The organism is Novosphingobium fluoreni (assembly GCF_014196615.1).
GTDB lineage: Bacteria > Pseudomonadota > Alphaproteobacteria > Sphingomonadales > Sphingomonadaceae > Novosphingobium > Novosphingobium fluoreni.
In genome coordinates this window covers 240,038-263,328 of the sequence record NZ_JACIDY010000005.1, presented here as the reverse complement: position 1 = coordinate 263,328, position 23,291 = coordinate 240,038, and the positions used below count along the sequence as shown (strand labels likewise).

23 protein-coding genes are annotated in these 23,291 nt (G+C 64.4%); 11 read left to right on the top strand and 12 right to left on the bottom strand.

Translation table 11 applies throughout. The features are described from left to right. Positions 1-14 precede the first annotated feature (14 nt). The 3 genes from purU to GGR39_RS12030 all read right to left on the bottom strand — a co-directional run bounded on the left by purU (position 15) and on the right by GGR39_RS12030 (position 3,262). On the bottom strand, positions 15-869 hold the full coding sequence (gene purU, locus GGR39_RS12040) for a formyltetrahydrofolate deformylase (protein ID WP_183617355.1): 855 nt from the start codon (positions 867-869) through the stop codon (positions 15-17). Positions 870-878: 9 nt separating this feature from the next. Continuing rightward, positions 879-1,901 carry an NAD(P)H-dependent flavin oxidoreductase gene (locus GGR39_RS12035; RefSeq protein ID WP_183617354.1) on the bottom strand — a complete coding sequence of 341 codons (1,023 nt, stop codon included), beginning with the start codon at positions 1,899-1,901 and terminating at the stop codon, positions 879-881. 86 nt (positions 1,902-1,987) lie between these two features. Beyond that, the gene (locus tag GGR39_RS12030; RefSeq protein ID WP_425490600.1) at positions 1,988-3,262 is read right to left on the bottom strand and encodes an aspartate kinase; all 1,275 of its coding nucleotides are present in this window, start codon (positions 3,260-3,262) and stop codon (positions 1,988-1,990) included. Positions 3,263-3,341: 79 nt separating this feature from the next. Between GGR39_RS12030 and ubiG the strand changes: the two genes are divergently transcribed. Then, positions 3,342-4,082, top strand: coding sequence for a bifunctional 2-polyprenyl-6-hydroxyphenol methylase/3-demethylubiquinol 3-O-methyltransferase UbiG (ubiG, locus tag GGR39_RS12025; protein WP_183617353.1), 741 nt, complete (start codon positions 3,342-3,344; stop codon positions 4,080-4,082). Positions 4,083-4,206: 124 nt separating this feature from the next. Continuing rightward, positions 4,207-5,247 (top strand): histidine kinase dimerization/phosphoacceptor domain -containing protein, encoded by a 1,041-nt coding sequence (locus GGR39_RS12020; protein ID WP_242867156.1) that lies wholly within the window; start codon positions 4,207-4,209, stop codon positions 5,245-5,247. Between the two features lie 3 nt (positions 5,248-5,250). Here the strand turns inward: GGR39_RS12020 and GGR39_RS12015 are convergent, their stop codons facing one another. After that, complete coding sequence (locus GGR39_RS12015) at positions 5,251-5,598, bottom strand: ArsC family reductase (protein ID WP_183617352.1); 348 nt, start codon at positions 5,596-5,598, stop codon at positions 5,251-5,253. Between the two features lie 89 nt (positions 5,599-5,687). On the opposite strand from GGR39_RS12015, the gene aroC reads away from it, so the two are divergent. From aroC to ahpF, 3 genes are all read left to right on the top strand, one after another. Next, entirely contained in the window at positions 5,688-6,755 is a 1,068-nt protein-coding gene (aroC, locus tag GGR39_RS12010; protein WP_183617351.1) for a chorismate synthase, read from the top strand. 170 nt (positions 6,756-6,925) lie between these two features. Further along, positions 6,926-7,492: an alkyl hydroperoxide reductase subunit C gene (gene ahpC / locus GGR39_RS12005; RefSeq protein WP_183617350.1), complete on the top strand. Its 567-nt coding sequence runs from the start codon at positions 6,926-6,928 to the stop codon at positions 7,490-7,492. Positions 7,493-7,612: 120 nt separating this feature from the next. Then, positions 7,613-9,220, top strand: a complete 1,608-nt coding sequence (gene ahpF / locus GGR39_RS12000) for an alkyl hydroperoxide reductase subunit F (RefSeq protein ID WP_183617349.1) — start codon at positions 7,613-7,615, stop codon at positions 9,218-9,220. 54 nt (positions 9,221-9,274) lie between these two features. Here the strand turns inward: ahpF and GGR39_RS17470 are convergent, their stop codons facing one another. From GGR39_RS17470 to GGR39_RS11985, 3 genes are all read right to left on the bottom strand, one after another. Next, on the bottom strand, positions 9,275-9,625 hold the full coding sequence (locus tag GGR39_RS17470; protein WP_343055871.1) for a Smr/MutS family protein: 351 nt from the start codon (positions 9,623-9,625) through the stop codon (positions 9,275-9,277). A gap of 224 nt (positions 9,626-9,849) precedes the next feature. Further along, positions 9,850-11,070 (bottom strand): murein transglycosylase A, encoded by a 1,221-nt coding sequence (mltA, locus tag GGR39_RS11990; protein ID WP_183617347.1) that lies wholly within the window; start codon positions 11,068-11,070, stop codon positions 9,850-9,852. Positions 11,071-11,081: 11 nt separating this feature from the next. Continuing rightward, entirely contained in the window at positions 11,082-11,759 is a 678-nt protein-coding gene (locus GGR39_RS11985) for a Tim44/TimA family putative adaptor protein (RefSeq protein WP_183617346.1), read from the bottom strand. Positions 11,760-11,988: 229 nt separating this feature from the next. Between GGR39_RS11985 and secB the strand changes: the two genes are divergently transcribed. The 4 genes from secB to GGR39_RS11965 all read left to right on the top strand — a co-directional run bounded on the left by secB (position 11,989) and on the right by GGR39_RS11965 (position 16,156). Next, a complete protein-coding gene (gene secB, locus GGR39_RS11980) occupies positions 11,989-12,498 on the top strand; it encodes a protein-export chaperone SecB (protein WP_183617345.1) in 510 nt (169 codons plus the stop codon). A gap of 47 nt (positions 12,499-12,545) precedes the next feature. Then, entirely contained in the window at positions 12,546-14,141 is a 1,596-nt protein-coding gene (gene murJ, locus GGR39_RS11975) for a murein biosynthesis integral membrane protein MurJ (protein ID WP_183617344.1), read from the top strand. Between the two features lie 10 nt (positions 14,142-14,151). Continuing rightward, positions 14,152-15,171, top strand: coding sequence for a tryptophan--tRNA ligase (gene trpS, locus GGR39_RS11970; protein ID WP_183617343.1), 1,020 nt, complete (start codon positions 14,152-14,154; stop codon positions 15,169-15,171). 292 nt (positions 15,172-15,463) lie between these two features. Continuing rightward, the gene (locus GGR39_RS11965) at positions 15,464-16,156 is read left to right on the top strand and encodes a DUF4136 domain-containing protein (RefSeq protein ID WP_246388653.1); all 693 of its coding nucleotides are present in this window, start codon (positions 15,464-15,466) and stop codon (positions 16,154-16,156) included. A gap of 168 nt (positions 16,157-16,324) precedes the next feature. On the opposite strand, the gene dut is transcribed toward GGR39_RS11965, so the two are convergent. The 5 genes from dut to GGR39_RS11940 all read right to left on the bottom strand — a co-directional run bounded on the left by dut (position 16,325) and on the right by GGR39_RS11940 (position 21,629). Beyond that, positions 16,325-16,795, bottom strand: a complete 471-nt coding sequence (gene dut, locus GGR39_RS11960) for a dUTP diphosphatase (RefSeq protein WP_183617342.1) — start codon at positions 16,793-16,795, stop codon at positions 16,325-16,327. Further along, the gene (gene coaBC, locus GGR39_RS11955) at positions 16,779-18,017 is read right to left on the bottom strand and encodes a bifunctional phosphopantothenoylcysteine decarboxylase/phosphopantothenate--cysteine ligase CoaBC (RefSeq protein ID WP_183617341.1); all 1,239 of its coding nucleotides are present in this window, start codon (positions 18,015-18,017) and stop codon (positions 16,779-16,781) included. Before coaBC ends, dut begins: the two co-directional genes overlap by 17 nt. 57 nt (positions 18,018-18,074) lie before the next feature. Further along, the gene (locus GGR39_RS11950; RefSeq protein WP_343055870.1) at positions 18,075-19,196 is read right to left on the bottom strand and encodes a hypothetical protein; all 1,122 of its coding nucleotides are present in this window, start codon (positions 19,194-19,196) and stop codon (positions 18,075-18,077) included. Between the two features lie 14 nt (positions 19,197-19,210). Next, entirely contained in the window at positions 19,211-20,779 is a 1,569-nt protein-coding gene (ubiB, locus tag GGR39_RS11945) for a 2-polyprenylphenol 6-hydroxylase (RefSeq protein WP_183617340.1), read from the bottom strand. Between the two features lie 118 nt (positions 20,780-20,897). Then, positions 20,898-21,629, bottom strand: coding sequence for a class I SAM-dependent methyltransferase (locus tag GGR39_RS11940; RefSeq protein WP_058737008.1), 732 nt, complete (start codon positions 21,627-21,629; stop codon positions 20,898-20,900). 84 nt (positions 21,630-21,713) lie between these two features. Here GGR39_RS11940 and mutM point away from each other — a divergent pair, with 84 nt between their 5' ends. Continuing rightward, positions 21,714-22,526: a bifunctional DNA-formamidopyrimidine glycosylase/DNA-(apurinic or apyrimidinic site) lyase gene (gene mutM, locus GGR39_RS11935; protein ID WP_183617339.1), complete on the top strand. Its 813-nt coding sequence runs from the start codon at positions 21,714-21,716 to the stop codon at positions 22,524-22,526. Between the two features lie 134 nt (positions 22,527-22,660). After that, complete coding sequence (gene rpsT / locus GGR39_RS11930; protein WP_058737010.1) at positions 22,661-22,921, top strand: 30S ribosomal protein S20; 261 nt, start codon at positions 22,661-22,663, stop codon at positions 22,919-22,921. Positions 22,922-23,291 lie beyond the last annotated feature (370 nt).

Genomic DNA, 23,291 nt, shown 5'->3' with positions numbered 1-23,291 from the left:
CGATGTAGGCCGCCTCAGCGGCCGAATACGACCGTCCGCGTTCCGTTCAACAGTACCCGATCTTCCACATGGAGCCGCACCGCTTCCGCCAAAACACGGCGTTCGATGTCGCGCCCCTTGCGTACCATATCCTCAGGCGTGTCGGCATGCGTCACCGCTTCCACGTCCTGGTGGATGATCGGCCCTTCGTCTAGGTCGGCCGTGACGTAATGCGCCGTCGCCCCAATCATTTTCACGCCGCGGGCATGGGCCTGGTGGTAGGGTTTCGCGCCCTTGAACCCGGGCAGGAACGAGTGGTGGATGTTGATGCAGCGACCTGACAGATATCCCGCCATCTCGTCGGACAGGATTTGCATGTAGCGCGCCAGCACCACCAGCTCAGCCCGCGTTTCCTCCACCAAGGCGCGGACTTGCGCTTCCTGCGTGGCCTTGTTGTCCTTGGCTACGGGCAAGTGATGAAACGGAATATCGCCGATCATTTCGGAATTGATCGCATCGCGCGGATGGTTGCTGACGATCGCCACGACATCCATCGCGATCTCACCGATGCGACGGCGATAGAGCAAGTCCGCCAGGCAATGGTCGAACTTGCTGACCATCAGCAGCACGCGCCGCGGGCGATCGCGCCGCTGCATCGACCAAGCCATGCCATATTCGTGCGCGATCGGGCCGAAGCCTTCGCGGATATCCTCACGATCGGCAGCGCCCGGATCAAAAGCGACGCGCATGAAGAATTTGTCCTGGGCGCGGTCGTTAAATTGCTGCGCCTCGATAATGTTGCCACCGGCCTGAGCCAGGTAACCCGTCACCCGGGCGACGATGCCAGGGCGATCCTTGCAGGACAGCGCCAGGATGAGCGGCTCGACCATCAGCAAGCCTCAGGCCGCGACGGCGCGCTTGGCCAGCGCGGCCTCGCACTCGCCCATCAGCGCCGCGATGATCTCTGCCACGGGCTCTTCCTTCGTGACCATTCCGACCGACTGGCCGGCCATCAGCGAACCGTTCTCCACATCACCGTCGATCACAGCGCGGCGCAAGGCGCCCGCCCAGTAATGCTCGATCTGGAGTTGCGCCTCCATCATGGCCACACTTTCGTCATCCAGCAGCTTGGCCACTTCGATCTGCTTGGCGGTGAATGCCTCGGTGCCCTTGTTCTTCAACGCGCGGACCGGGATCACCGGCAGGCGCGCGTCCACTTGCACGGAAGCGACCGCATCACGGGCGGAAGCGCGGAAGAACGCCTGCTTGAATGCGGGGTGCGCAATGGACTCGGCGGCACAAGCAAAGCGGGTGCCTAGTTGCACGCCCGCCGCCCCCATCTCCAGGTAGCCGGCGATCGCTTCACCCCGGCCGATCCCGCCCGCCACGAAGATAAGATGATCGGCTGCGAGAGAAGGGAGGATCTCCTGCGCCAGCACGGATGTGGACACCGGCCCGATGTGGCCGCCCGCCTCCATGCCTTCGATCACCAGGGCATCCGCGCCAGATCGCAACAGCTTCTTGCCCAGCGCGAGAGTGGGCGCAAAGCAGATGACCTTCGCCCCGCCCGCCTTGATCGCTTCCACGCTGCCTTTGGGAGGGATGCCGCCCGCCAGCACGACGTGGCCCACGGCATGGCGGCCGCATACCGCGATCAGATCGAACAGTTGCGGGTGCATGGTGATGAGGTTCACGCCGAACGGCTTCGCCGTCAGCGCCTTGGTCGCCGCGATCTCTTTGTCCAGCAGTTCAGGCGTCATGGCGCCGCAGGCGATTACGCCGAAGCCGCCGGCGTTGCTGATCGCCGAGACCAGATTGCGCTCCGACACCCAGGACATCGCGCCGCACAGGATCGCATGTTCGCTGCCGAAGAATTCTGCGCCACGCGCCATCAACGCTGCGGTCTTGGTATAGGCGCTCATGACTGCTCCGGTCGGCAAGAGGTGGAGCGCGCCTTTAGGCTGACCCGGCCCGTCGCACAAGTCGCACAGGCCGGGGATCGACTGGATCAGGCCGGGGCGTCCATCCCGTAGGCGGTGTGCAGCACGCGCACGGCCAGTTCGGTCTCGTCCGAATCGATCAGCACCGAGACCTTGATCTCGCTGGTGGAAATCGCCTCGATGTTGATGCCGCGATCCGCCAGCGTCTGGAACATGGTGGATGCGACGCCCGCATGACTGCGCATACCCACGCCCACGACACTGACCTTCGCCACCTGATCGTCCGCGATCAGACGGTAGTAGCCGATCGCTTCCTGGCGCTCTTCCAGCAAGGACTGAGCGCGCGGCAGATCGGCCTTGGGCACGGTGAAGGTGACGTCCGTCTCGCCCTTTTCCTTCGCCACGTTCTGGATGATCATGTCGACGTTGATGTTCGCATCAGCCAGCGGCGTGAATATCCCGGCCACCGCACCGGGACGGTCCGGCACGCGGGTCAAGGTGATCTTGGCTTCGTTCTTGTCGGCAGCGATGCCGGTGATCAGCTGGCGTTCCATGTCGCTTCCTTCCTGTTCCGCATTGGCCAATTCTTCATCACTGACGATCATCGTGCCGGGCAGCGTATCGGCGGCAGGCGCGTCCTCGTCGATAAACGAGGAGAGGACTTGCACCCGCACCTTTTCCTTCATCGCGAGGCTGACCGAACGGGTTTGCAGCACCTTCGATCCGACCGAAGCCAGTTCCAGCATTTCCTCATATGTCACCAGCGGCAACTTGCGCGCCTTGGCGACGATGCGCGGATCGGTGGTATAGACGCCGTCCACATCCGTATAGATGTCGCAGCGATCGGCCTTGACCGCGGCGGCGACCGCGACAGCCGAGGTGTCCGAGCCGCCCCGGCCCAGCGTGGTCACCCGGCCTTCGGGCGATACGCCCTGGAATCCCGGGATCACCGCGATCTCGCCCGACGCCATGGAAGCGATCAGCGCGTCGGCATCAATATCCTCGATCCGGGCCTTGGCATGGGCGTCGTCAGTCTTGATCTGCACTTGCCAGCCCAGCCACGAACGCGCCTTGCAGCCCAGGGCCTGCAGCGTGAGCGCCAACAAGCCGGATGTAACCTGCTCACCACTGGCGACGACGACGTCGTATTCCGCCGGATCGTACAGCGCGCTGGCCTCGCGGCAGAAGTTCACCAGTCGATCGGTTTCGCCCGCCATGGCCGAAACTACGACGGCAACCTCGTGGCCTGCTTCCTGCTGGCGTTTGACGATGCCCGCCACACGCCGGATGCGCTCGGTGCCGGCCATCGAAGTGCCGCCGAATTTCATCACGATGCGCGCCACGGGGCGGTACCTCCTGTGATCGCCGGGTTTACCGTCCGGGCCAGTGGATTAGAGTCGGGCGCGCTGTTAGGGGGTGCCCATGAACAATGCAACCGCCGCAACGCAACAGACCATCCGCCCGCAAGAAGCCGCACACTTCGGCGCGCTCGCGGCGCAGTGGTGGGACCCCAAGGGCTCGTCGGCGATGCTCCACCGGCTGAACCCGGTTCGACTGGGCTTCGTGCGCTCGGCGGTGGACGCGCATTTCGGCACCGATCCGCGCAGCCTCAAACCCCTCGCCGGCAAGCGGGCGCTGGATGTCGGCTGCGGGGCCGGCCTCCTAACAGAGCCTCTGGCAAGGCTCGGGGCTGCCGTCACCGGGATCGACGCCGCCGCCGAAAACATCGCGGCAGCGCGGGCGCACGCGGATGAGATGGGCCTTGCGATCACCTATCACGCGGATGAGATCGCGCACGTCGCCCCGCAAGAGCAGGACCTGGTTTGCGCCATGGAGGTGATCGAGCATGTCGGCCACAAGGCCGCGTTCGTCGGATCGTTGGCGGATGCCCTGGCACCCGGCGGGTTGATGGTGATCTCCACCCCCAACCGCACCTCGCGCTCTCGCCTGCTGCTTGTCGAGGCGGCGGAGCGGTTGGGGCAAGTCCCGCGCGGCACGCATCACTGGGGCGATTTCATCACCCCTGACGAACTGCGCGATCTGCTGCTGGCGGCCGGACTGGTCATGGGAGAGCCGCGCGGGATCGCCTGGTCGCCGCTGAAAGGCCTGCACGAATCGGACGACCTTGCCCTGAATTACATCGTCACCGCCACGCAGGCTTAGCCCCGCCATTGCCCCTATGGACAGGGTAAGGCATCGGCTTAGCTCTCGACGGTCATGATCAATTCACTTAATCTTCGCATCTAGCGGGGTGCAGGCAAGTTAGAGCCGTGGCGGGATCCACTCTGTGGCAAGGAGGGGTAACCAACTGCATCGACTGACGCATTTCGATATCGCGCGACGTTTCGATACGCCAGCCAAGCGTGCCGTGGCGCGGATCACGCTGGGTGTGGCGTGCGGGCTATTGATGATCGGGCTGCGGATGCTTGTAGGCATCTGGGCCCCTGGCACCGGCCTGTTCTCCCTGATCTATCCGGCTGTCCTGCTGGCCACGCTTTACGGTCGCTGGGAAGCTGGACTTGTTGCGTTTGCGGTCGCTTTCGGTTGGGCCTGCTACCAGACTTTCGCGATGGACATCGGCGTCAGGATGGAAACGCAGGCTGCCTCCATCGCCGGGCTGAACGCGCTATCCATCCTTGTCGTGCTGATCTTCGCCGAAACCTTCCGCTACGCCGTGGAGCATGAGCGGCTCCAGCGCGAAGCCGAGATCGAGCGACGCGCGGTGCTTCTGGCAGAACTGGAACATCGCACGAAGAACAACTTCGCGCTGGTCGCCAGCCTGCTCGAACTGCAAAAGCGGCGTGAGGGCTCAAAGCAGATCGTCCGCGCCTTCGACGATGCGATCGGCCGCGTACGCACTTTCGCAGAGGCTTATACCCACCTCGCCGGGGAGCAGGGCGAGGGCGTGGTTGTGGAAATGCGTCCCTATCTCCATCGCATGGTGGAGCGGGTCAGCGGCGCGATGTTGCCGCCCGAGGTGAAGGTGGAGGCGCGCTGCGCCGATGTCAGCCTGCCGCGCGAGTCGGCCGTGGCCATCGGTCTGTTCGCCAACGAGGCGCTAACCAACTGCGCCAAGTACGCTTTCCCGCAGAGCCGCCCGGGCAAGGTGGTGGTGCATTTCGAAGCGCAGGGAGAGAAATGGCGGCTGGTCATCCGCGACAACGGCGTGGGCAACGCCGCGCCACCGCCCACGACGACGGGCGGCATCGGATCGAAGCTGCTCGAAGCCTTCGCACGCCAGGCCCGGGCCCGGCACGCTACGCGTTTCGGACCGGAAGGCTGCGAAGTGTCACTCAGTTGCGATGGTGGAGACGCACGGGCCGCCTGAGCATCAACGCAGCGCCTGCTCCCAGCGCGCAGCGTCGAACCCGACCAGCAGGCCGCCCGGATATTCGACGACAGGCCGCTTGATGCAACTCGGGTTCGCCGCCATCAGCTTCACCGCCTTGGTCGCGTCAAGATCGGACTTGTCGGCCTCCGGCAACGCGCGAAACGTGGTGCCACGGCGGTTCAACACCACCTCCCACCCGGCCTGATCGACCCACCGTGCAAGTTGCTCCGGGTCCGCTCCCTGCTTCTTGTAGTCATGAAAGTCGTAAGCCAGATCGTTCTGATCGAGCCATGCCCGCGCCTTCTTCACGGTGTCGCAGTTGGGTATGCCGTAGAGAGTGATCGTCATGCGCAATCCTTTGCGCGGCGGGTCCGGCCGGGCAAGCGGATAATGCGCAAACTGGACAAAGCGCCCCTGACGCGACAAAGCGCGCAGCCATGAGCGTCAACAGTTTCGGTCGCCTGCTGCGGTTCACGACTTGGGGGGAGAGCCATGGCCCTGCCCTTGGCGCGGTCGTGGACGGGTGTCCCCCGGGGCTGGAGATCGATGAGGGCAAGCTGCAGCCCTTCCTGGATGCGCGTCGGCCCGGCCAGTCAAAGTTCACCACGCAGCGGCAAGAGCCGGATCAGGTCCGCATCCTGTCCGGCGTGTTCGAAGGCAAGACCACTGGCACGCCGATCTCGCTGATGATCGAGAATGTCGACCAGCGATCGAAGGACTACTCCGAGGTTGCCAAGGCCTATCGCCCCGGCCACGCCGACTATGCCTATGACGCCAAGTACGGCTTTCGCGACTATCGCGGGGGCGGCCGCAGTTCGGCGCGTGAGACGGCAGCACGGGTCGCGGCGGGCGGCGTCGCGCGGCTGGTGATTCCCGAAGTCTCGATCCTGGCGTATGTCACCGAGATCGGGGGCGATGCGATCGACCGCGCTAGCTTCGACGCGTCCGAAATCGCCAACAACCCGTTCTTCTGCCCCGACGCGCAGGCCGCAGCGCGCTGGGCCACGCAGATGGAGGCCGTACGCAAGTCCGGCTCGTCCGTCGGAGCCGTGGTCGAATGTATCGCTACCGGCTTGCCGGCTGGCTGGGGGGCACCACTCTATGGCAAGCTCGACGCCGATCTGGCCGCCGCCATGATGGGCATCAACGCGGTCAAGGGCGTGGAGATCGGCGATGGCTTCGCCGCTGCGCGCCTGAGCGGTGAGCAGAACGCCGACCCGATGTACCCCGGCGCAACCGGTCCACGGTTCGACGCCAACCACGCGGGCGGCATCGCCGGTGGCATTTCCACCGGACAACCCGTGGTGGTGCGCGTGGCTTTCAAGCCGACCAGTTCGATCCTGACCCCGCAGCCCACGATCACCCGGGATGGTGACGCGACGGAGTTGTTCACCAAAGGTCGCCATGACCCTTGCGTCGGCATTCGTGGCGCGCCGGTGGTGGAAGCGATGATGGCGCTTGTTCTGGCCGATCATAAGCTGCTGCATCGCGGCCAGTGCGGCTGACAGAACGCGCCGATCAGGCCTGATGCTCGACTGATCGCCACTGCCGCTCATCTCACCGCCTGTGATCGTTAAACTCGATCAAGCCTATCGGACCTTTGGGCTACCATCTGCCCTCGCCCTCTCCTATCTCCCGCTTCGGACAGTCCAACCAAGTAGGAGTTTTCTAACCCATGGGTATCGTCGGCAGCACCATCAAGCCGTTCAACAACACCGCCTTCCAGGCCGGTAAGGACTTCTTCGACGTCACCGAAAAGGACATCGAAGGCAAGTGGGCCGTATTCTTCTTCTATCCCGCAGACTTCACCTTCGTCTGCCCCACCGAGCTGGAAGACCTAGGTGAGCAGTATGACACGCTTCAGGGCCTGGGCGTGGAAGTGTATGGCGTGTCGACCGACACCCATTTCAGCCACAAGGCATGGCACGACACTTCGGAGACCATCGGCAAGCTGAAGTACGCCTTCCTGGGCGACCAGAATCACCGCCTCACCAACAACTTCGGCGTTCTGCGCGAAGAGGCCGGCCTGGCCGACCGCGCGACCTTCGTGGTCGATCCGGACGGCGTGATCCAGCTGGTGGAAATCACCCCCGAGGGCGTGGGCCGCAACGCCTCCGAACTCGTCCGCAAGATCAAGGCCGCCAAGTACTGGCGTGAGCACCCCGGCCAGGTCTGCCCGGCCAAGTGGGAAGAAGGCAGCGAAACGCTGGCTCCCTCGCTCGACCTCGTCGGCAAGATCTAAGGCACTAATGGCCTGGGGGGACCAAGCGCCCCCCCAACGCCCACGCACTTCGTCATTCCCGCAAGGCGGGGGTGGCGAAAGTGGGCCGCAGGCCATCGCAACACATAAGGAACATCACACATGCTCGACGCCACCTTGAAGCAACAGCTCTCGCAATACCTCGCCATGCTGCGCGAGCCGATCGAGCTTGTCGCCTCACTGGGCGACGACGCAAAGTCCGCCGAAACCCGCGAGCTGCTGGAAGCGATCTCCAGCCTCAGCGACAAAGTGACGGCGACGTTCGACGGCGACGATGCGCGCCGCCCCAGCTTCATCATCCGCCGCGCCTCGGACGCCAGCGTCTGGGTTCGCTTCGCCGGCGTGCCGCTGGGCCATGAATTCACCTCCCTCGTGCTGGCGCTGCTGTGGACCGGCGGCCATCCGCCCAAGGTTTCGGACGAGACGCTGGAGGCGATCCGCAGCCTCGAAGGCGATTTTGACTTCGAGATGTATTTCTCGCTCTCATGCCACAATTGCCCCGACGTGGTGCAGGCGCTGACGCTGATGGCGCTCTACAACCCGCGCGTGAATGCCACGCTGATCGAAGGCGGCACGTTCAAACAGGAAGTGGAATCGCGCGGTGTCATGGCCGTGCCGGCGGTATTCCTGAACGGTGCCATGTGGGGCTCGGGCAAGATGAGCGTGGAGGAGATCCTCGCCAAGCTCGACACCGGAGCCGAGGCCCGCGCCGCCGCCAAGCTGGCGGACAAGGCGCCCTACGAAGTGCTGGTCGTCGGCGGCGGCCCGGCAGGCGCGGCGGCGGCCATCTATACCGCGCGCAAGGGCTTTCGCACCGGCATCGCCGCCGAGCGCATGGGCGGCCAGGTGCAGGATACGATGGGGATCGAGAATTTCATCTCCGTCCCCTACACCGAGGGCCCGAAGCTGGCGGGTGCGCTGGAACAGCACGTCAAGGAGTACGAGATCGACTCCATGAACCTGCTGCGAGCCGAAAAGCTGATCCCGGCCACGCAGCTGGGCGGCATGCACGAAGTTGTGTTCTCGAACGGTGCTTCGCTGAAGGCGCGCTCCGTGATCCTCACCACCGGCGCGCGCTGGCGCAATCTGGGCGTGCCCGGTGAAGCCGAGTACCGCAACAAGGGCGTGGCCTACTGCCCGCACTGCGATGGCCCGCTGTTCAAGGGCAAGCGCGTGGCGGTGATCGGCGGCGGCAATTCGGGTGTCGAAGCCGCGATTGATTTGGCCAACATCGTCGGCCACGTCACGCTGATCGAATACGACAGCAAGCTGCGCGCCGATCAGGTGCTGGTGGACAAGCTACGCTCGATGAAGAACGTCGACATCCTGGTCTCGGCACAATCCACCGAAGTCCTGGGCGATGGCGAAAAGGTCAGCGCCCTCACCTATAAGAACCGCGAAACGGGTGAAGACCACAAGCTGTCGCTGGAAGGCATATTCGTGCAGATCGGCTTGGTCCCCAACACCGAATTCCTGCAGGACACGGGGCTGGAATTGAACCGGGGTGAGATCGTGATCGACGGTCATTGCGCCACCAACCTGCCCGGCGTGTTCGCGGCGGGAGACGCGACGACCACGCCCTACAAGCAGATCATCATCGCCATGGGCGAAGGCTCCAAGGCGGCGCTCTCCGCGTTCGACTACCTCATCCGTAACGAGCCGGTCGAGGAGATAGCGCAGGAGTTCCAGCACGCCGTCGCTGCGGAATAAAGCGGAACAAGCAGGCGTCGTTCCGGGCTAGCCCCCGGGGCGACGTCGCCAACCCTACCGTCGGCGCTTCAGCACCACGTAAAGCGCACCCGGCCCGCCATGCCGGCGATGCGCACCGCGAATGGCGGCGATCGATCCGGCATGTTCGCTCGCGCCCAGCCAGTCGATGATCTTCGCCCGGATTGCACCTCGAGCCTGGCCGCGATCGGCGGCTTCGGTCGGGCGGGGCTTTCCAGTGACCACCAGCACCACGCGCGCACCCAGCGCGCGGGCCTGCGCCAAGCCGTGCATCAGGCGGCTATAGGCCTGGTCCAGCCCCGCGCCGTGCAGATCGAGGCTGAAGTCAGGATCGAGCCCTCCCCGCGCAATCTTGCGTTCCCATGAAGCATCGAGGCCTATCGGCACATCTCCGCGCGGGGGGGCTGGCGGTCTTGGAGGTTCGGGCCGTGCCGGCGGTATCCGGCCTTTCGGTTTTGTCGCGAGCGCCGGAGCCGCGACCGGAACCTCCGGTATCGGCGGTGCAGGATCGGCGTCTTGCCTAGCCGGACGGGCTCGCTGTAGCGGAGTTACCGTCTCGGCCACCCTGCGCCAGACGGCGGCCTCTTCCGTGCTCAACCGCCGGGGCGGCCTCATTTCGCGCCGAGGCGGGTAAGCGTTCCCTTTGGTAGCAGGATGAACGCCCGGCCCCTGCCGCTCATTCCGCCAGCCGTGCGACGGGCTTCATCTCCGGCGCCCCAGAACGTGTCAAAGCGATTGGCGCCCTTGATCGCACCGCCAGTATCCTGGGCGATCCACAGGCCGTTCGCGACTGTCCGATCAAGATCAAGCCAGACCGGCGCACCCAGCGGCGTGAACTTGGGATCTGCGGCGACGGAGCTTTCGGCGCGAACCGGAACGCCCAGCGATCCCAGCGGGCCATCGCCTCTGATCTCGGTGAAGAAAACCCAACTGCGGTTGCGCCGCATCAGCGCTCGGCCTTCTACCGGATTGTCATGAATATACTGGATGATGCCCTGCATCGAACCGGAATATTGGCCGGGTTGCGAGCCGATCAGCCCCTGCTCACGCATCACGCTGCCAATCCCGGTATAGGCAAGGCCATTCTGCCCGGCATATCCGATCCGCATGACACCACCGTCGGGCAGCCGCAGCCGTCCCGAGCCCTGGACTTGGAGAAAGAAGAACTCCACCGGATCGCGAACCCACGCGATCTCCAGGCCCTTTCCGGCCAACGCGCCATTCTCGATTTCGGTGCGATCGAAATACGGCACGAACGCGCCGCTTTCGTCATAGCGGCCGATCGGCATGCGTCCGTTGGCCAGAGCGGCAGCATCTCCCGGTCGCGCGCGCACCAGATCGGGCGGCACGGCATAAACCGGGGTGTCGTAACCTGGAATGTGCGCGCGCGATCCGGCGATCTCAGGCTCGAAATAACCAGTGGCGAAGGCCCGTCCATCGCCCACTTGCACGGTCTCGAAGAACGTATCGAAAAAGTTCTCCGCCTGGCCATAGGGCCAAGTCGCGAAGGCATCGCAAGCTGCCTTCCAATCCCCGGGACGCGTCAAACCACTTTCATCCGTGCGGGTCGTCAGCCGCGGACAGCTTTCACGGAAGGACAGCAACGCGGCGGCGGCGTCATCCTGCCGGATCGTCAGCGCGGAAACGGGAGGCCCCTCGCGCAAGAGGAGTTGGCGGGCGGTTTGCGCTTGCGGCGCAGTGTCAGGAGATGACTGCGAAGGCGGTGGCCGCGAGACTACTTCGGGAGACGGCACCAGCCGGCCACATCCTGCGAGCGTCAGAAGCGCGACGAGAACGACGGCGAACCGGCTCCCGCCTGGAAAACCGGCCATGCCCCGCAAGTTCAGCCCTCGTCGGTTTCGTCGAGCAACCAGTCGGGGTCGGGAGAATTGACGGCGCGGCTGAAAGTCCACACGTCAACCGCCTCGATTGCATCATCGAGCGAGCCGGCAACGAGAACTCCGTCGGCGTCACGCGTGACAGACGCGATATCGCTACGGAAGCGAACTGTGACCCGGGCGGTGCCACCATCCAATGATGCCGCGCTGATCGCACTTTCCTCGATCCGGATCAGCCGGTTGTCGAGCGTCTCACCGGCTTCAACCCTCGCGTCGATAGCGGCGGCAAAACCTTCATAGACATCACGATCGCACAAGTGACGCAGCTCTTCCTTGTCGCCTTTCCAGAAGGCTTCCAGGATCATGCGATATGCACTGCGTGAGCCATCCACGAACGCGAAGGGATCGAACCGGCGATCGGCGGCAGCGATTTCACGCAAGCCACGCTCAACCGCAGGCGACACCGCAGGCAAATCGCGCTGAGTTTTAACCGGTACGGCGCCAGCAGCCTCGTCCGGCTTGGCAGGAGCGGCGACGCGCGGCGAGCCCGCAGCGTTACGACGCGGATCAAACCGGGCGGCGATCGTTTCTTCCTCATGCTCGGCACGGCGGCCAAGCACGGAGTAAAGGCGCAGCCCCAGAAAGGCAGCGATCATCGCCAGGATCACGATTTCGACCGTCACGTCTAACTAACCGTCCTTCCCTCACCGCCACGCCAGCGGATTGCTCAAGCGCGGCAGCATAACCTCAGATAGGTAGGCTTTACAAATGAACAACGCGTGAGTTGCACCGCGAGGCCAAAAAAGCGCCCACCCGACACCCTTGGGCGATCGGTGCTCGGCATTGCCGCATGGCCGGCACGGTGCTAGGCGCCCGGGCAATTGAGAACCAACGCAGGAAGCTTTGCGCGCCATGGCCGACGAAGGCAACATCATCTCCGACCTCAACCTGAATAATGGCAGCGACGAGGACAACGATCCCGCCGCCGGTATCATCTCGCAGTATGTGAAGGACCTCTCGGTAGAGAGCCCGAACGCACCGCACAGCTTCCAGTGGCAGGATGCGCCGCAGATCGACGTGCAGTTCAACATCGCCTCCACCCCGATCGAGGGCGAAGTGCACGAAGTCGAGCTGAAGATCGTCGTCACCTCACGCGCGGATGCCGGGGTCGCCTTCGCGGTGGACCTGACGTACGCAGCACTTGTCGGCATGCGCAATCTGCCCGACCAGCAGGCCCACGCGTTCCTCTTCGCCGAAGCCCCGCGCATCCTGTTCCCCTTCGCCCGCGCGATCGTGTCGGAAGCGGTGCGTGATGCCGGCTTCCCGCCGCTGATGCTGGATCCGATCGATTTCAATGGCCTGTACATGCAGCAGCTCACCGCCCAGCAGGGCGTCGGCGCGCCGCCTGCCGGGAATGCCTGAACGAACTGCGCGTCGTTCCTGAACCCCTCGGGCACGACGCGTAGCCTATGAGCCTGGTCCGCAACGTCAGCACCATCGGCGGGCTGACGGCGCTTAGCCGGGTGTTCGGCTTCGTGCGCGACATGCTGCTCGCCCGCGTTCTGGGCGCGGGACTGGCGGCAGACGCCTTCCAGCTGGCGTTCGTGCTGCCCAACACATTCCGGCGGCTGTTTGCCGAGGGCGCTTTTTCCGTTGCTTTCGTGCCGATGTACACCCGCGCTCTGGGCTCCGACCGCGGCGACGGTGTGGCGGAGCGGTTCGCCAATGATGTGCTAGCGGTATTCGTCTGGGTATTGCTGGGCTTCTCCGCGCTTGCGATGCTGGCGATGCCCGGCATCGTGTGGGTGCTCGCCCGCGAATATGCCGGAGTGCCGGGTAAGTTCGAGCTGGCGGTATCGCTCAGCCGCGTGACCTTACCCTATCTCGCGCTGGTCAGCGTGGTGGCGATGCTTTCGGGCGTGCTGAACGCCCATGCTCGCTTCGCGCCCGGCGCATTCGTGCCGGTGTTGCTCAACCTGACGCTGATCACCGGCATCGTGACCGGCTACGTCCTGCGTCAGCAGGGCGGCACGGACATCGCCGTAGCCTGGTCCGTGGCCGTCAGCGTGGCGGCGGCAGGACTGCTGCAACTGATCTACATGGTCTGGGCCGTTCGCCGAGCCGGAGTGAGGCTTACACTTTCGACGCCGCGCTTTACGCCTGAGGTCAGGCGTTTGGGCCGGCTGATCCTGCCCGCAACTTTCGGAGCCGGAATTTACCAGATCAGCCAATTCGTCGACACATTCTTCGCCACCTCGCTCGCCCAGGGTTCGCTGACGCTGCTGAAATATGCCGACCGGCTGAACCAGATGCCGCTGGGCATCGTGGGTATCGCGCTGGGAACCGCGATCCTGCCGATGCTGGCGCGCCACATCCACTCTCATGACGAGGAAGGCGCGCAGCGATTGCAGGCGAATGCGGTGGAGATCGCCACTTTGCTCACCCTGCCCGCCGCAGCGGCGCTGGCGGTCTGCGCTCCGGCCTTTGTCACCGCGTTTTTCGTCGGCGGGAAGATGAACCAGGCACAAGGCGACGTGATGGCCGCGATCGTCACGGCGCTGGTCTGCGGCCTGCCGTCCTACGTGCTGGTGAAGGTCTTTCAACCCGCGTTCTTCAGCCGGGAGGACACCCGCACGCCGGTATGGATCGCGGCGGCGGCGCTGGTTATCAACATCGCCATCAACGTGGCGATCGTGCCGACCTATGGCATCGTCGGGCTGGCGGGAGCGACCGCGTTTACCTCAAGCCTCAACGTCGCCGCCTTGTACGCGGTGCTGCATCACCGCGGATGGTTTCGCATATCGTGGCGGCTCGCCACCCGCGTGGCGCGGCAACTGGCGGCGACGGGGGTGATGGCGCTGGCACTGTGGGCCCTGCTACCGCTGTTCCAGAACCGATACGCCGGCACCGCGCTGGAGCGGGCTCTGGCCCTGGCGACCCTCGTCGGCGCGGGCGGCGCGGTGTTCCTCGCCAGCGCCTGGCTCGTCGGCGCGCTCGACAAGAGCCACCTTGCGCAGCTACGGCGCAAGCCACGCGAAGCCAGCGCGGTCAATCTCTCGGAATAGGTCAAGTCCCATGCGTATCGTCTCCGGCATCCAGCCCACCGGCAATCTGCACCTCGGCAATTACCTGGGCGCGATCCGCAATTGGGTGCGGATGCAGGACGATGCGGAAGCGGCCGGCGGGCAATGCCTCTATTTCCTGGCAGACCTTCACGCCCTTTCCTTGCCGCTTGTTCCAGCCGAGCTGACCTCGAACACGCGCGAGATGGTGGCGGCGCTGGTTGCTTGCGGAATCGATCCCGAGCGTTCGATCCTGTTCAATCAGGCGCAAGTGCCACACCATGCCGAGATGCAGTGGCTGCTTAACGGCACCGCCCGGATGGGCTGGCTGAACCGCATGACGCAATGGAAGGACAAGGCAGGCAAGAACCGGGAAGGTTCCAGCGTGGCCTTGTTCACCTACCCCGTACTGCAGGCCGCCGATGTCCTGCTGTATCAGGCGACGCACGTACCCGTGGGTGAGGATCAGAAGCAGCATCTGGAACTAGCGCGCGATATCGCCCAGAAGTTCAACAACGACTTCGCAAGCGAGGCGGAGCCGATCTTCACTCTGCCCGCGCCATTCATTCCGCCCGAAGCCGCTCGGATCATGTCCTTGCGCGATGGAACGGCGAAGATGAGCAAGTCAGACCCGTCAGACATGGCCCGCATCAACCTGACGGACGATGCCGATACGATCATGCAGAAGGTCAAGAAGGCCAAGACCGATCCAGAGCCGCTGCCATCGGAAAAAGCCGGACTGGAAGGCCGAGCCGAGGCGAAGAACCTCGTCAGCATCTATTCCGCGATGACGGGTGAGCCCGTGGATGCGGTGCTGGCCCAGCATGGCGGCGAAGGCTTCGGCAAGTTCAAGCCGGCATTGGGCGAGGCATTGATCGCCCATCTTGCGCCCATCAACGCCCGCTTCGTAGAGTTGCGGCAGGATACTGGCGCGCTCGATGCGATCTTGCGCAAGGGCTCTGAAAAGGCCCGCGAACTGGCCGTGCCCACGCTGAACGCCGCATATCGGGCGCTCGGGCTGGTGCGCGGATAAGATACGGGGGTGCAGGTGATTTCCAAACACCTGACGCGCGATCACTAGTACATGATGATTGGGGAACGGCGCGGCTTCTGCGCCGTTCATCCTATAGAGCGGTCAACCGCGCGCCGTTTCCAGCCATTCCGGTGGACAACGATGCGACGAGCGGAAGGCCAAACTTCCAATCGTCGCTCACGCGGGTCTATTCAACCGGTATTCAGCCGTTTGGATGCAAGGCTGATCGGTTCGCCGAGCGTGACGCGCCGGGAGGGAGCAAGTCGCACTCTGGCTCATGGAGAACAAGAGCATGACCATGAATGGCAACAGCCACTTGAGCCGGTTTAGACTGGCCGCAGCGGCGGTACTGCTGATGGCGCTGGCCGCCTGTACCAATACCTTTCGCGCTGACGTTTCGCGTTTCCAGTCCCAGCTTCCCGCTCCGGCGGGCCAGACGTTCGCCGTGGTGGCGGATGATCCGGCTATGGCCGGTGGGATCGAGTTCAATCAATATGCCAGCCAGGTTACGGCGCGCATGGCGCAGCTGGGCTATACCCCTTCGCGCCCCGAGAATGCGCAGTTGCTGGTCCGCTTCGATTACGGCGTCGACAAGGGCCGTGAGCGGGTTCGCTCCACCGGGTTTGGTGGCGGTGGTTTCGGCGGTCCCTGGGGTCCGTGGTATGGCTACGGCGGCTTCGGGCGCGGTTACTGGGGCGGCGGTCGCTTCGGCGGCTGGGGTGGCCCATGGCGCTACGGCTGGTACGACCCGTTCTTTGACAATGGCGTGGAAAGCTACACGATCTACACCAGTGGTATTTCGCTGAAGATCGATCGCCGGGCCGACAATGTCCGCCTGTTCGAAGGCAAGGCCGAAGCCGTTTCCGCCTCCAACCGCCTGCCCTACCTCGTACCAAATTTGATCGAAGCCATGTTCACCAATTTTCCCGGGAACTCGGGAGAGACCATGCGCATTACGGTGGCGCCAGAGAAGACGAAGAACTGACTGGCTCCCCCGCAAAGGGAGACACCGAGGGGCGGGTCCGTTGCAGAAACGGGCCCGTCCTTTTTTATGTGCTAGGCCGTCATCTCGGACGGCATCGAACGCCCGGTTCGACGACTCGCTGATTTCCTGATGGGTTGAGCTTGAAGCCGTGGCCTGGCGATCTGCCGGCTAATTACCGAGCGAGACCACACCACCGGTGGAGCCAAAGCCGCCCTCGCCCCGCGCCGTTTGATCCAATTCATCCACTTTCAGCCAGCTGGCCCTGACCACTGGCGCTAGCACCAACTGCGCGATCCGGTCGCCCCGGCGGATCGAGAACGCGTCCTGCCCGTGATTGATCAGGATGACCTTCAATTCGCCGCGATAATCCGAATCGATCGTGCCGGGCGTATTGGGAACGGTGATGCCGTGCTTCAGTGCCAGGCCGGAGCGTGGACGGACTTGGATTTCGTAGCCCGGCGGGATCGCGAATGCCAAGCCGGTGGCCACCGCATGACGCCCCCCCACGGCGAGCGTCACATCCTCGGCGGCAAGCACATCCATGCCTGCGGCGCCGTCCGTGGCATAGGCCGGTAGCTCCAAACCCTCGAAATGCGGCAGCCGCTTCACCGGGACGGGTACGTTATCGGGCGAGTGCATCGGCAATCCTCTCGACAATGACGCGGGCCACGTCGTCTTTTGGCATTTCGGGCAAACTGACGACATCGTTTTCGCGCACGATTTGGACAGCATTGGCATCACCGCCCATCACATCGCCCGAGACGTCGTTGGCGATGATCCAGTCCACCTGCTTGCGCGCGCGCTTTTGCTGGGCGTGCGGGATGACATCGTTGGTTTCCGCCGCAAAGCCGATCAGCAACGCCGGTCGCCGGGGGCTGGCCGCCAACCCCGCCAGGATGTCCGGGTTCTCGGTCAAAGGCAGCGGTTCAGGGGCCAGCCCCTGTTTCTTGATCTTGCGGCCTGCCACGGTCTCGGGCCGCCAATCCGCCACGGCGGCGACCATCACCGCGACATCGGCGGGCAACGCCTGTTCCACCGCCTGCGCCATCTCGCGCGCGGTTTCCACATCCACGCGCTCCACCCCCGGAGGCGTGGGCAAGTGGACCGGCCCCGCCACCAGCGTCACGCGAGCACCGGCCTGCGCCGCCGCCGCCGCGATCGCGAAGCCCTGTTTCCCGGAAGAACGATTGGCGATGTAGCGCACCGGGTCGATCGGCTCATGCGTGGGCCCGGCGGTCACCAGCACATGCCGGCCGTGCAACGGGCGGTGGATGGCGTCCGCGAAGTCCGGCTGATCGGCCAGCGGATCGCCGCCCAGAGCCTGCCGGATGCGCTGCCAGATCACCGGCGGCTCAGGCAGACGGCCAGGGCCGAATTCACCGCAAGCCATCGGGCCTTCATCAGGCTCCAGCACCGTCACGCCTGACGCGCGCAGCATCGCGACATTGCGTTGCGTTGCCGGGTGCTGCCACATGCGCACGTTCATCGCCGGCACGGCCAGCACCGGCTTGTCGGTGGCCAGAAGCAGCGTCGTCGCCAGGTCATCCGCCATCCCGGCCGCCATCTTGGCCATGAGGTCCGCCGTCGCCGGGCAGACCACGACCAGATCGGCTTGGCGCGAAAGCTGGATGTGACCCATTTCCGTCTCGTTCTTGAGATCCCACAGCGTGGTGTAGACCTCGTTCTCGGAAAGCGCGGCGAGCGTCATCGGGGTGACGAAGTGGCTGCCGCCCTCCGTCAACACGCAAGTGACCGTGCCGCCTTCCTTGCGGATCAGGCGGATCAATTCGCATGACTTGTAGGCCGCGATCCCGCCGCCGATCACCAGCAGGATGCGCCAGGGCGCGGTGGGTTTAGACATCGCCCGGCTTGTGCAACACACCGGGTGCGGGCGCAATGGCGTTGGTGGCGCGGCGCCTCAGAGCGCCCTAGCGGACCGCAGCAGCGACTCGATCGCCCGAGGCGCAAAGGCCAGACCGGCGGTCAGCATCGGCGCCACCATCGCGCCCCAGTAAAAATTGTCCCACCTGCCGATGATCATGAATAGAAGGCCGTAGCCTATCGAGATGATAAACCCGAACACCCCGGCCGGCGTGCGCCACCCGGCCCACCCCAGCGTCGTCAGCACGACCAGCGGCCCGGCCAGCCAGTGCGGCAGCAGGCGCAGGTTGCTCGATTCAGCGACATTGCCCAGCCATCCGGACAAGCCGCGAAAGGCCCACCAGCTGGGACCATGCGGATCGCTGGGCAACACTTGGGGTGCCACCAGACTGAGGTGAAACGCCAGGAATGCCAGGAAGGCGGCCACCAGCACTCCCCACGCCGCCGCCTCGCGCCACTGCCGCCGCCACAGCGCTGTCGCCCCCATCAGCAGGACGAACGGCAGCGAGAATTCGCGAATGAACAGTGCCAGCGCCGCTACGAAAAAGGCCGCTCGCCAGCGCCCGGGCTGCCCGTTGGTCGGCCCACGGTGCAGGCCGAAGGACAGCATCAGCAACATCCCCGCCCACAGCTCGTGCAGCGAATAGTAATGCCGGTTCAGCATCAGCGAGGCCCCGACGAACGCCATGGCCGTCGCCACGCGCTGCAGCCGGCCCACGCCCGGCTCCTCGCCAAAGCGCCGCCACCACGCCCAGATTGCCGCCAGCATCAGCGCGATCGAAGCCGCGACTCCCAGATGCAGCGTGTCCAACCCGGCCTCGATATAGGCCAGGGTAGGCAAGCGGACGGAAAGCCCCGGTCGTACCGGATAGTCCCGCAACCGATGCTCGGGGACGATGAAGTCGTAATAGTTCTGGCCGGAGCGCACCTTGCGGATCGCCGCTTCGTAAAGCGCGATATCCTGATCGTATTCTTCCGCGCCGAGGACGGGCTTGCCATCCAGGCGCGTGGTGACGTTGGGCTGGACGCCGCCGGGCCGCTCCAACGGCACGACCGCAGACGCGATCAGCAACAGTAACAGCGCGAGCAGGCCCAGTCGCGCCGACAGCGGCGACCAATGCGCGAAACGATCCCAGCGCGCGGCAGATAGCGCCGCCACAGCCCGTGGCGACCCTAGCTCAGCAGTCCCGATAGTGACAGCACCCATACAGCCAGACCTCCGCCCACGGCGGCGCCAGCATATCCCAGCCAATGGTTAGTATGGCGTTTACGAGACCACAGCAGCTCGACCGGCGGCAGCGGCGCCTGTTCGGGCGCGCCACCCTTTGGTGGGTACTTTTCCTCGATCCGGCGCACCAATGCGGGCAAGCGCATCAGCGTATCGAGATCTTCGCGAAGGCGATCGGCGATGTACGCTTCAGGCCCCAGCTCGTCGCGGATCCAGTTGCGCACGAATGGTGCAGCCACGTCCCACATATTGATCGAGGGATCGAGCGATGTGGCAAGGCCTTCGACCATCACCATCGTCTTTTGCAGCAGCAGCAGATGCGGCTGGGTCTGCATGTCGAAATCGCGCGTGATGGCGAACAGACCGTCCAGCATCTGGCCAACGGAAAGCTCGCTGACAGGCTTGCCCCGCATCGGCTCACCCACGGCCCGCAGCGCGGTGGCGAATTCCTCCACCGAGTGATAGCTCGGCACGTACTGCGCCTCGAAGTGGATTTCGGCGACGCGGCGATAATTGCCCGTTGTCAGGCCATAGAGGATTTCCGCCAGCCATTGCCGCGCCTGCCGGTCGATCCGGCCCATGATGCCAAAATCGATCGCCACGATCGTCCCGGCGGGATCGGTCACGCTTGGCTGCACGAACAGGTTGCCCTGATGCATGTCGGCATGAAAATAGCCTGCGTTTATCGCCTGAGTCAGAAAGGCCAACACCAGCCTGCGGGCCAGCACCGGCCGATCGATGCCCGCTTCGCTCAACGCTTGGTGATTGCTGACCTTGATGCCGTCGATCCATTCGACCGTCATCACTTTGCCGTTGGTGCGATCCCAATCGATATCAGGAACGCGGTAACCCTCGTATCCCTTCATCGCTTTGGCGAGTTCGGACGCGGAGGCCGCCTCACGCCGCAAGTCCAGTTCACGCAAGGTCCATCGCTTGAGGTTGGCGATGACAGCGCGCGGGCGCAAGCGAGACGCTTCGCCGCCCAGCGCTTCAAGATGCGCGGCGGCCCACTCGTACGTTTCGATATCGCGCGCGAATCGCTCCCGCACGCCGGGACGAAGCACTTTCACCGCGACGGTGCGACCCTCGGCAGTGACGGCGCGATAGACTTGCGCGATCGAGGCCGATCCGATGGGTTCCGGATCAAGGCTGGCGAACAAACGCTCCACCGGCGCGCCGAACGTGTTCTCGATTTCCTGGCGGACGAGATCGAACGGCAGCGGCGGCAACTGATCCTGCAAGGTCAGCAGGTTGCGCACCGCTTCCTCGCCCACAAGATCGGGCCGAGTCGCCAGCGTCTGCCCCAGCTTGATCGCGGCGGGGCCGATCTCCTGAAAGGCGCGGGCATAGTCCGGCACTTTGGGCTGACTGGTGCCGAACCTGGCCACACGGCACAGACGGCGCACCGGCGGGGGCGTGTTGCGCCCTTCCTCAATGATGCGCAACGCTCCGTGCCGCGCCAGCACGCGGCCCCACTTGAGCAGCCGGGCGAGGTGAATGACGGAGCTGGTCAACGGCCAGCCCGCAACATCAGCTGGCCCGCTGCCGGGTCTAGCGTGAGGCAGCCCTCTCCCGCCCCCCGCAGCCAGTGCGGAGGGAGAACATCGGCCAGCTTACGTCGCTTGGCAGGCGTCAAGCTTTCCACCCGCTGTGGATCGCAACCAGCCCGCCCATGATCGGCTCGACCTTGGTATGTACGAAGCCGGCGTCACGGATCATGCCCTGGAATTGTGGCATGGGTGGAAACTTGCGGATCGATTCCACCAGATAGCGATAGGAATCGGCATCACCCGCGATCATCTGGCCCAGGCGGGGCACCATGTGGTGCGAGTAGGCGTCGTAAGCTTCCTTGAAGCCCGGCCACTCCACGGTTGAAAATTCCAGGCAGAAGAATCGCCCGCCAAAGCGCAGCACGCGGTGCGCCTCGGCCAGCGCCTTGTCGATGTGGGTCACGTTACGGATGCCGAACGCGATCGTGTAGGCATCGAAGAAGCGATTTCCGAACGACAACTCCTCGGCGTTCTGGCGCGACCAGACCAGGCCATCGATGCCCCGCTCCATCGCGCGCTCCACGCCCACGTCCAGCATGTCCTGGTTGATGTCGCTGACGGTCACCCGCGCGCCCTTGGCGGCCATGCGGAAGGCGATGTCCCCGGTGCCGCCCGCCATGTCGAGAATTTGCTCACCCTCGCGCGGTTTCACCCGACGAACGAAGCGATCCTTCCATAGGCGGTGCATGCCACCCGACATGGCATCGTTCATCACGTCATACTTGCGTGCGACGTTGGAGAATACGGAACCCACGCGCTCGGTTTTCTCGGCGGGGCTGACCTCTTCGTAGCCGAAGGACACGGTTTCGCTCATGTGAGGCGCTTTAGGCGGTTTCACGGCGAGCGCAAAGGGTTGCGTCTATGTGTTGCGCTCCGCGTTCCCTATATACCCGCCACGATGCCCGAACTCCCCGAAGTTGAAACCACCGTGCGCGGCCTGATGCGCTATCTTGAGGGCGAACGGATCGCCCGGCTCACGCTAAACCGCCAGGACTTGCGCCGCCCCTTCCCCGAAGGGCTGGTGCAGGCGATGACCGGGGCCACCGTCACCACGCTCGGCCGCAGGGCCAAGTATGGCCTAATCCACATCGATCGCGGCTCCACCATGATATTTCATCTGGGCATGTCGGGCCGCTGGCGGATCGAGCCTTCGCAGATCGAGAAGCACGATCACCTCGTCCTGGAAACCGGCTCGGGTCATGTGCTGGCGCTCAACGATGCCCGCCGCTTCGGCTCGGTCGATCTGGTGGACACCGCCGCGCTGGACAGTTGGCCGCCGTTCGCCGCGATCGGTCCGGAGCCGCTGGGCAATGGCCTGACACCGCGGCACCTGCAACAGGCCTTTGCGGCCCGGATCGCACCGATCAAGCAATTGCTGCTCGATCAGCGAATCGTGGCGGGCCTTGGCAACATCTATGTATGCGAGGCGCTGCACCGCGCCGGCATCCGGCCAGACAAGGAAGCGGGCGCCGTCTCGCTCGCGGCACTCAAGCGACTGGTGCCTGCCATACAAGAAGTCCTGACCGAATCGATCGCGGCGGGCGGGTCCACCATCCGCGATTACGCGCAGCCGTCGGGCGAGCTGGGCTATTTCGCCAGCGCCTGGCAAGTCTATGGCCGGGAGGGTGATCCTTGCGCTTGCGGATCGCCGGTGCAACGGTTCGTACAGGGTGGGCGCAGCTCCTTCTGGTGTGCGAAATGCCAGAAATGAGGGGCAGGCAAAACTACTCGCGGCTTGACCATATGTGGGGGTACGGGTAAGGGCCCCGCTTCCCGGCGAGTCCGCTCGCCAATCAGTTTCAACAGATCAGCGAAGGCCGCGACAGGCCAGGTACGAGGACGAACATGGCCAATACGCCGCAAGCCCGCAAGCGCATCCGCCGCAATGAGCGCCGCGCTGAAGTGAATACCAACCGCGTCAGCCGCATCCGCACCTTCATCAAGAAGGTCGAAGCCGCGATCGCCGGTGGCGACAAGACCGCCGCCGCGGAAGCGCTGAAGGCTGCACAGCCCGAACTGGCGCGTGGCGTGTCGCGTGGCGTGCTTCACAAGAACACCGCATCGCGCAAGATGTCGCGTCTGTCGAAGCGCGTCTCCGCGCTCTGACAGTTCGAGTCGGGCGTCTGCCAAGACGCCGGGCCGGTACGGAAGTAGAACATGGGCCGGGGGGAAACCTCCGGCCTATTTCTTTGGCGTTGTCATCATTGTGTCGCCAATTGCACTAAAGCGCAGAATTGCTGCGATTCGAAATCGCGAACGGCAAAAGTTACTGATTTCTCAGCAGAAATCTCACTATTAAGGTTTTGCGTCAGTCTGCCCGGTGTCAATCTCAAATAGTTTTTTTATTTGGGGACGCGCTCTTGCCTTGGCAGTCGAAGGCTTCCTAGAACGTCCCCAGGCCGTTGATCGAAACGTGCCGGGGTCGAAATCGAAAGCACTAACTCGTGGGCGGCAAAACCGTTTTGCCACCGGGGGC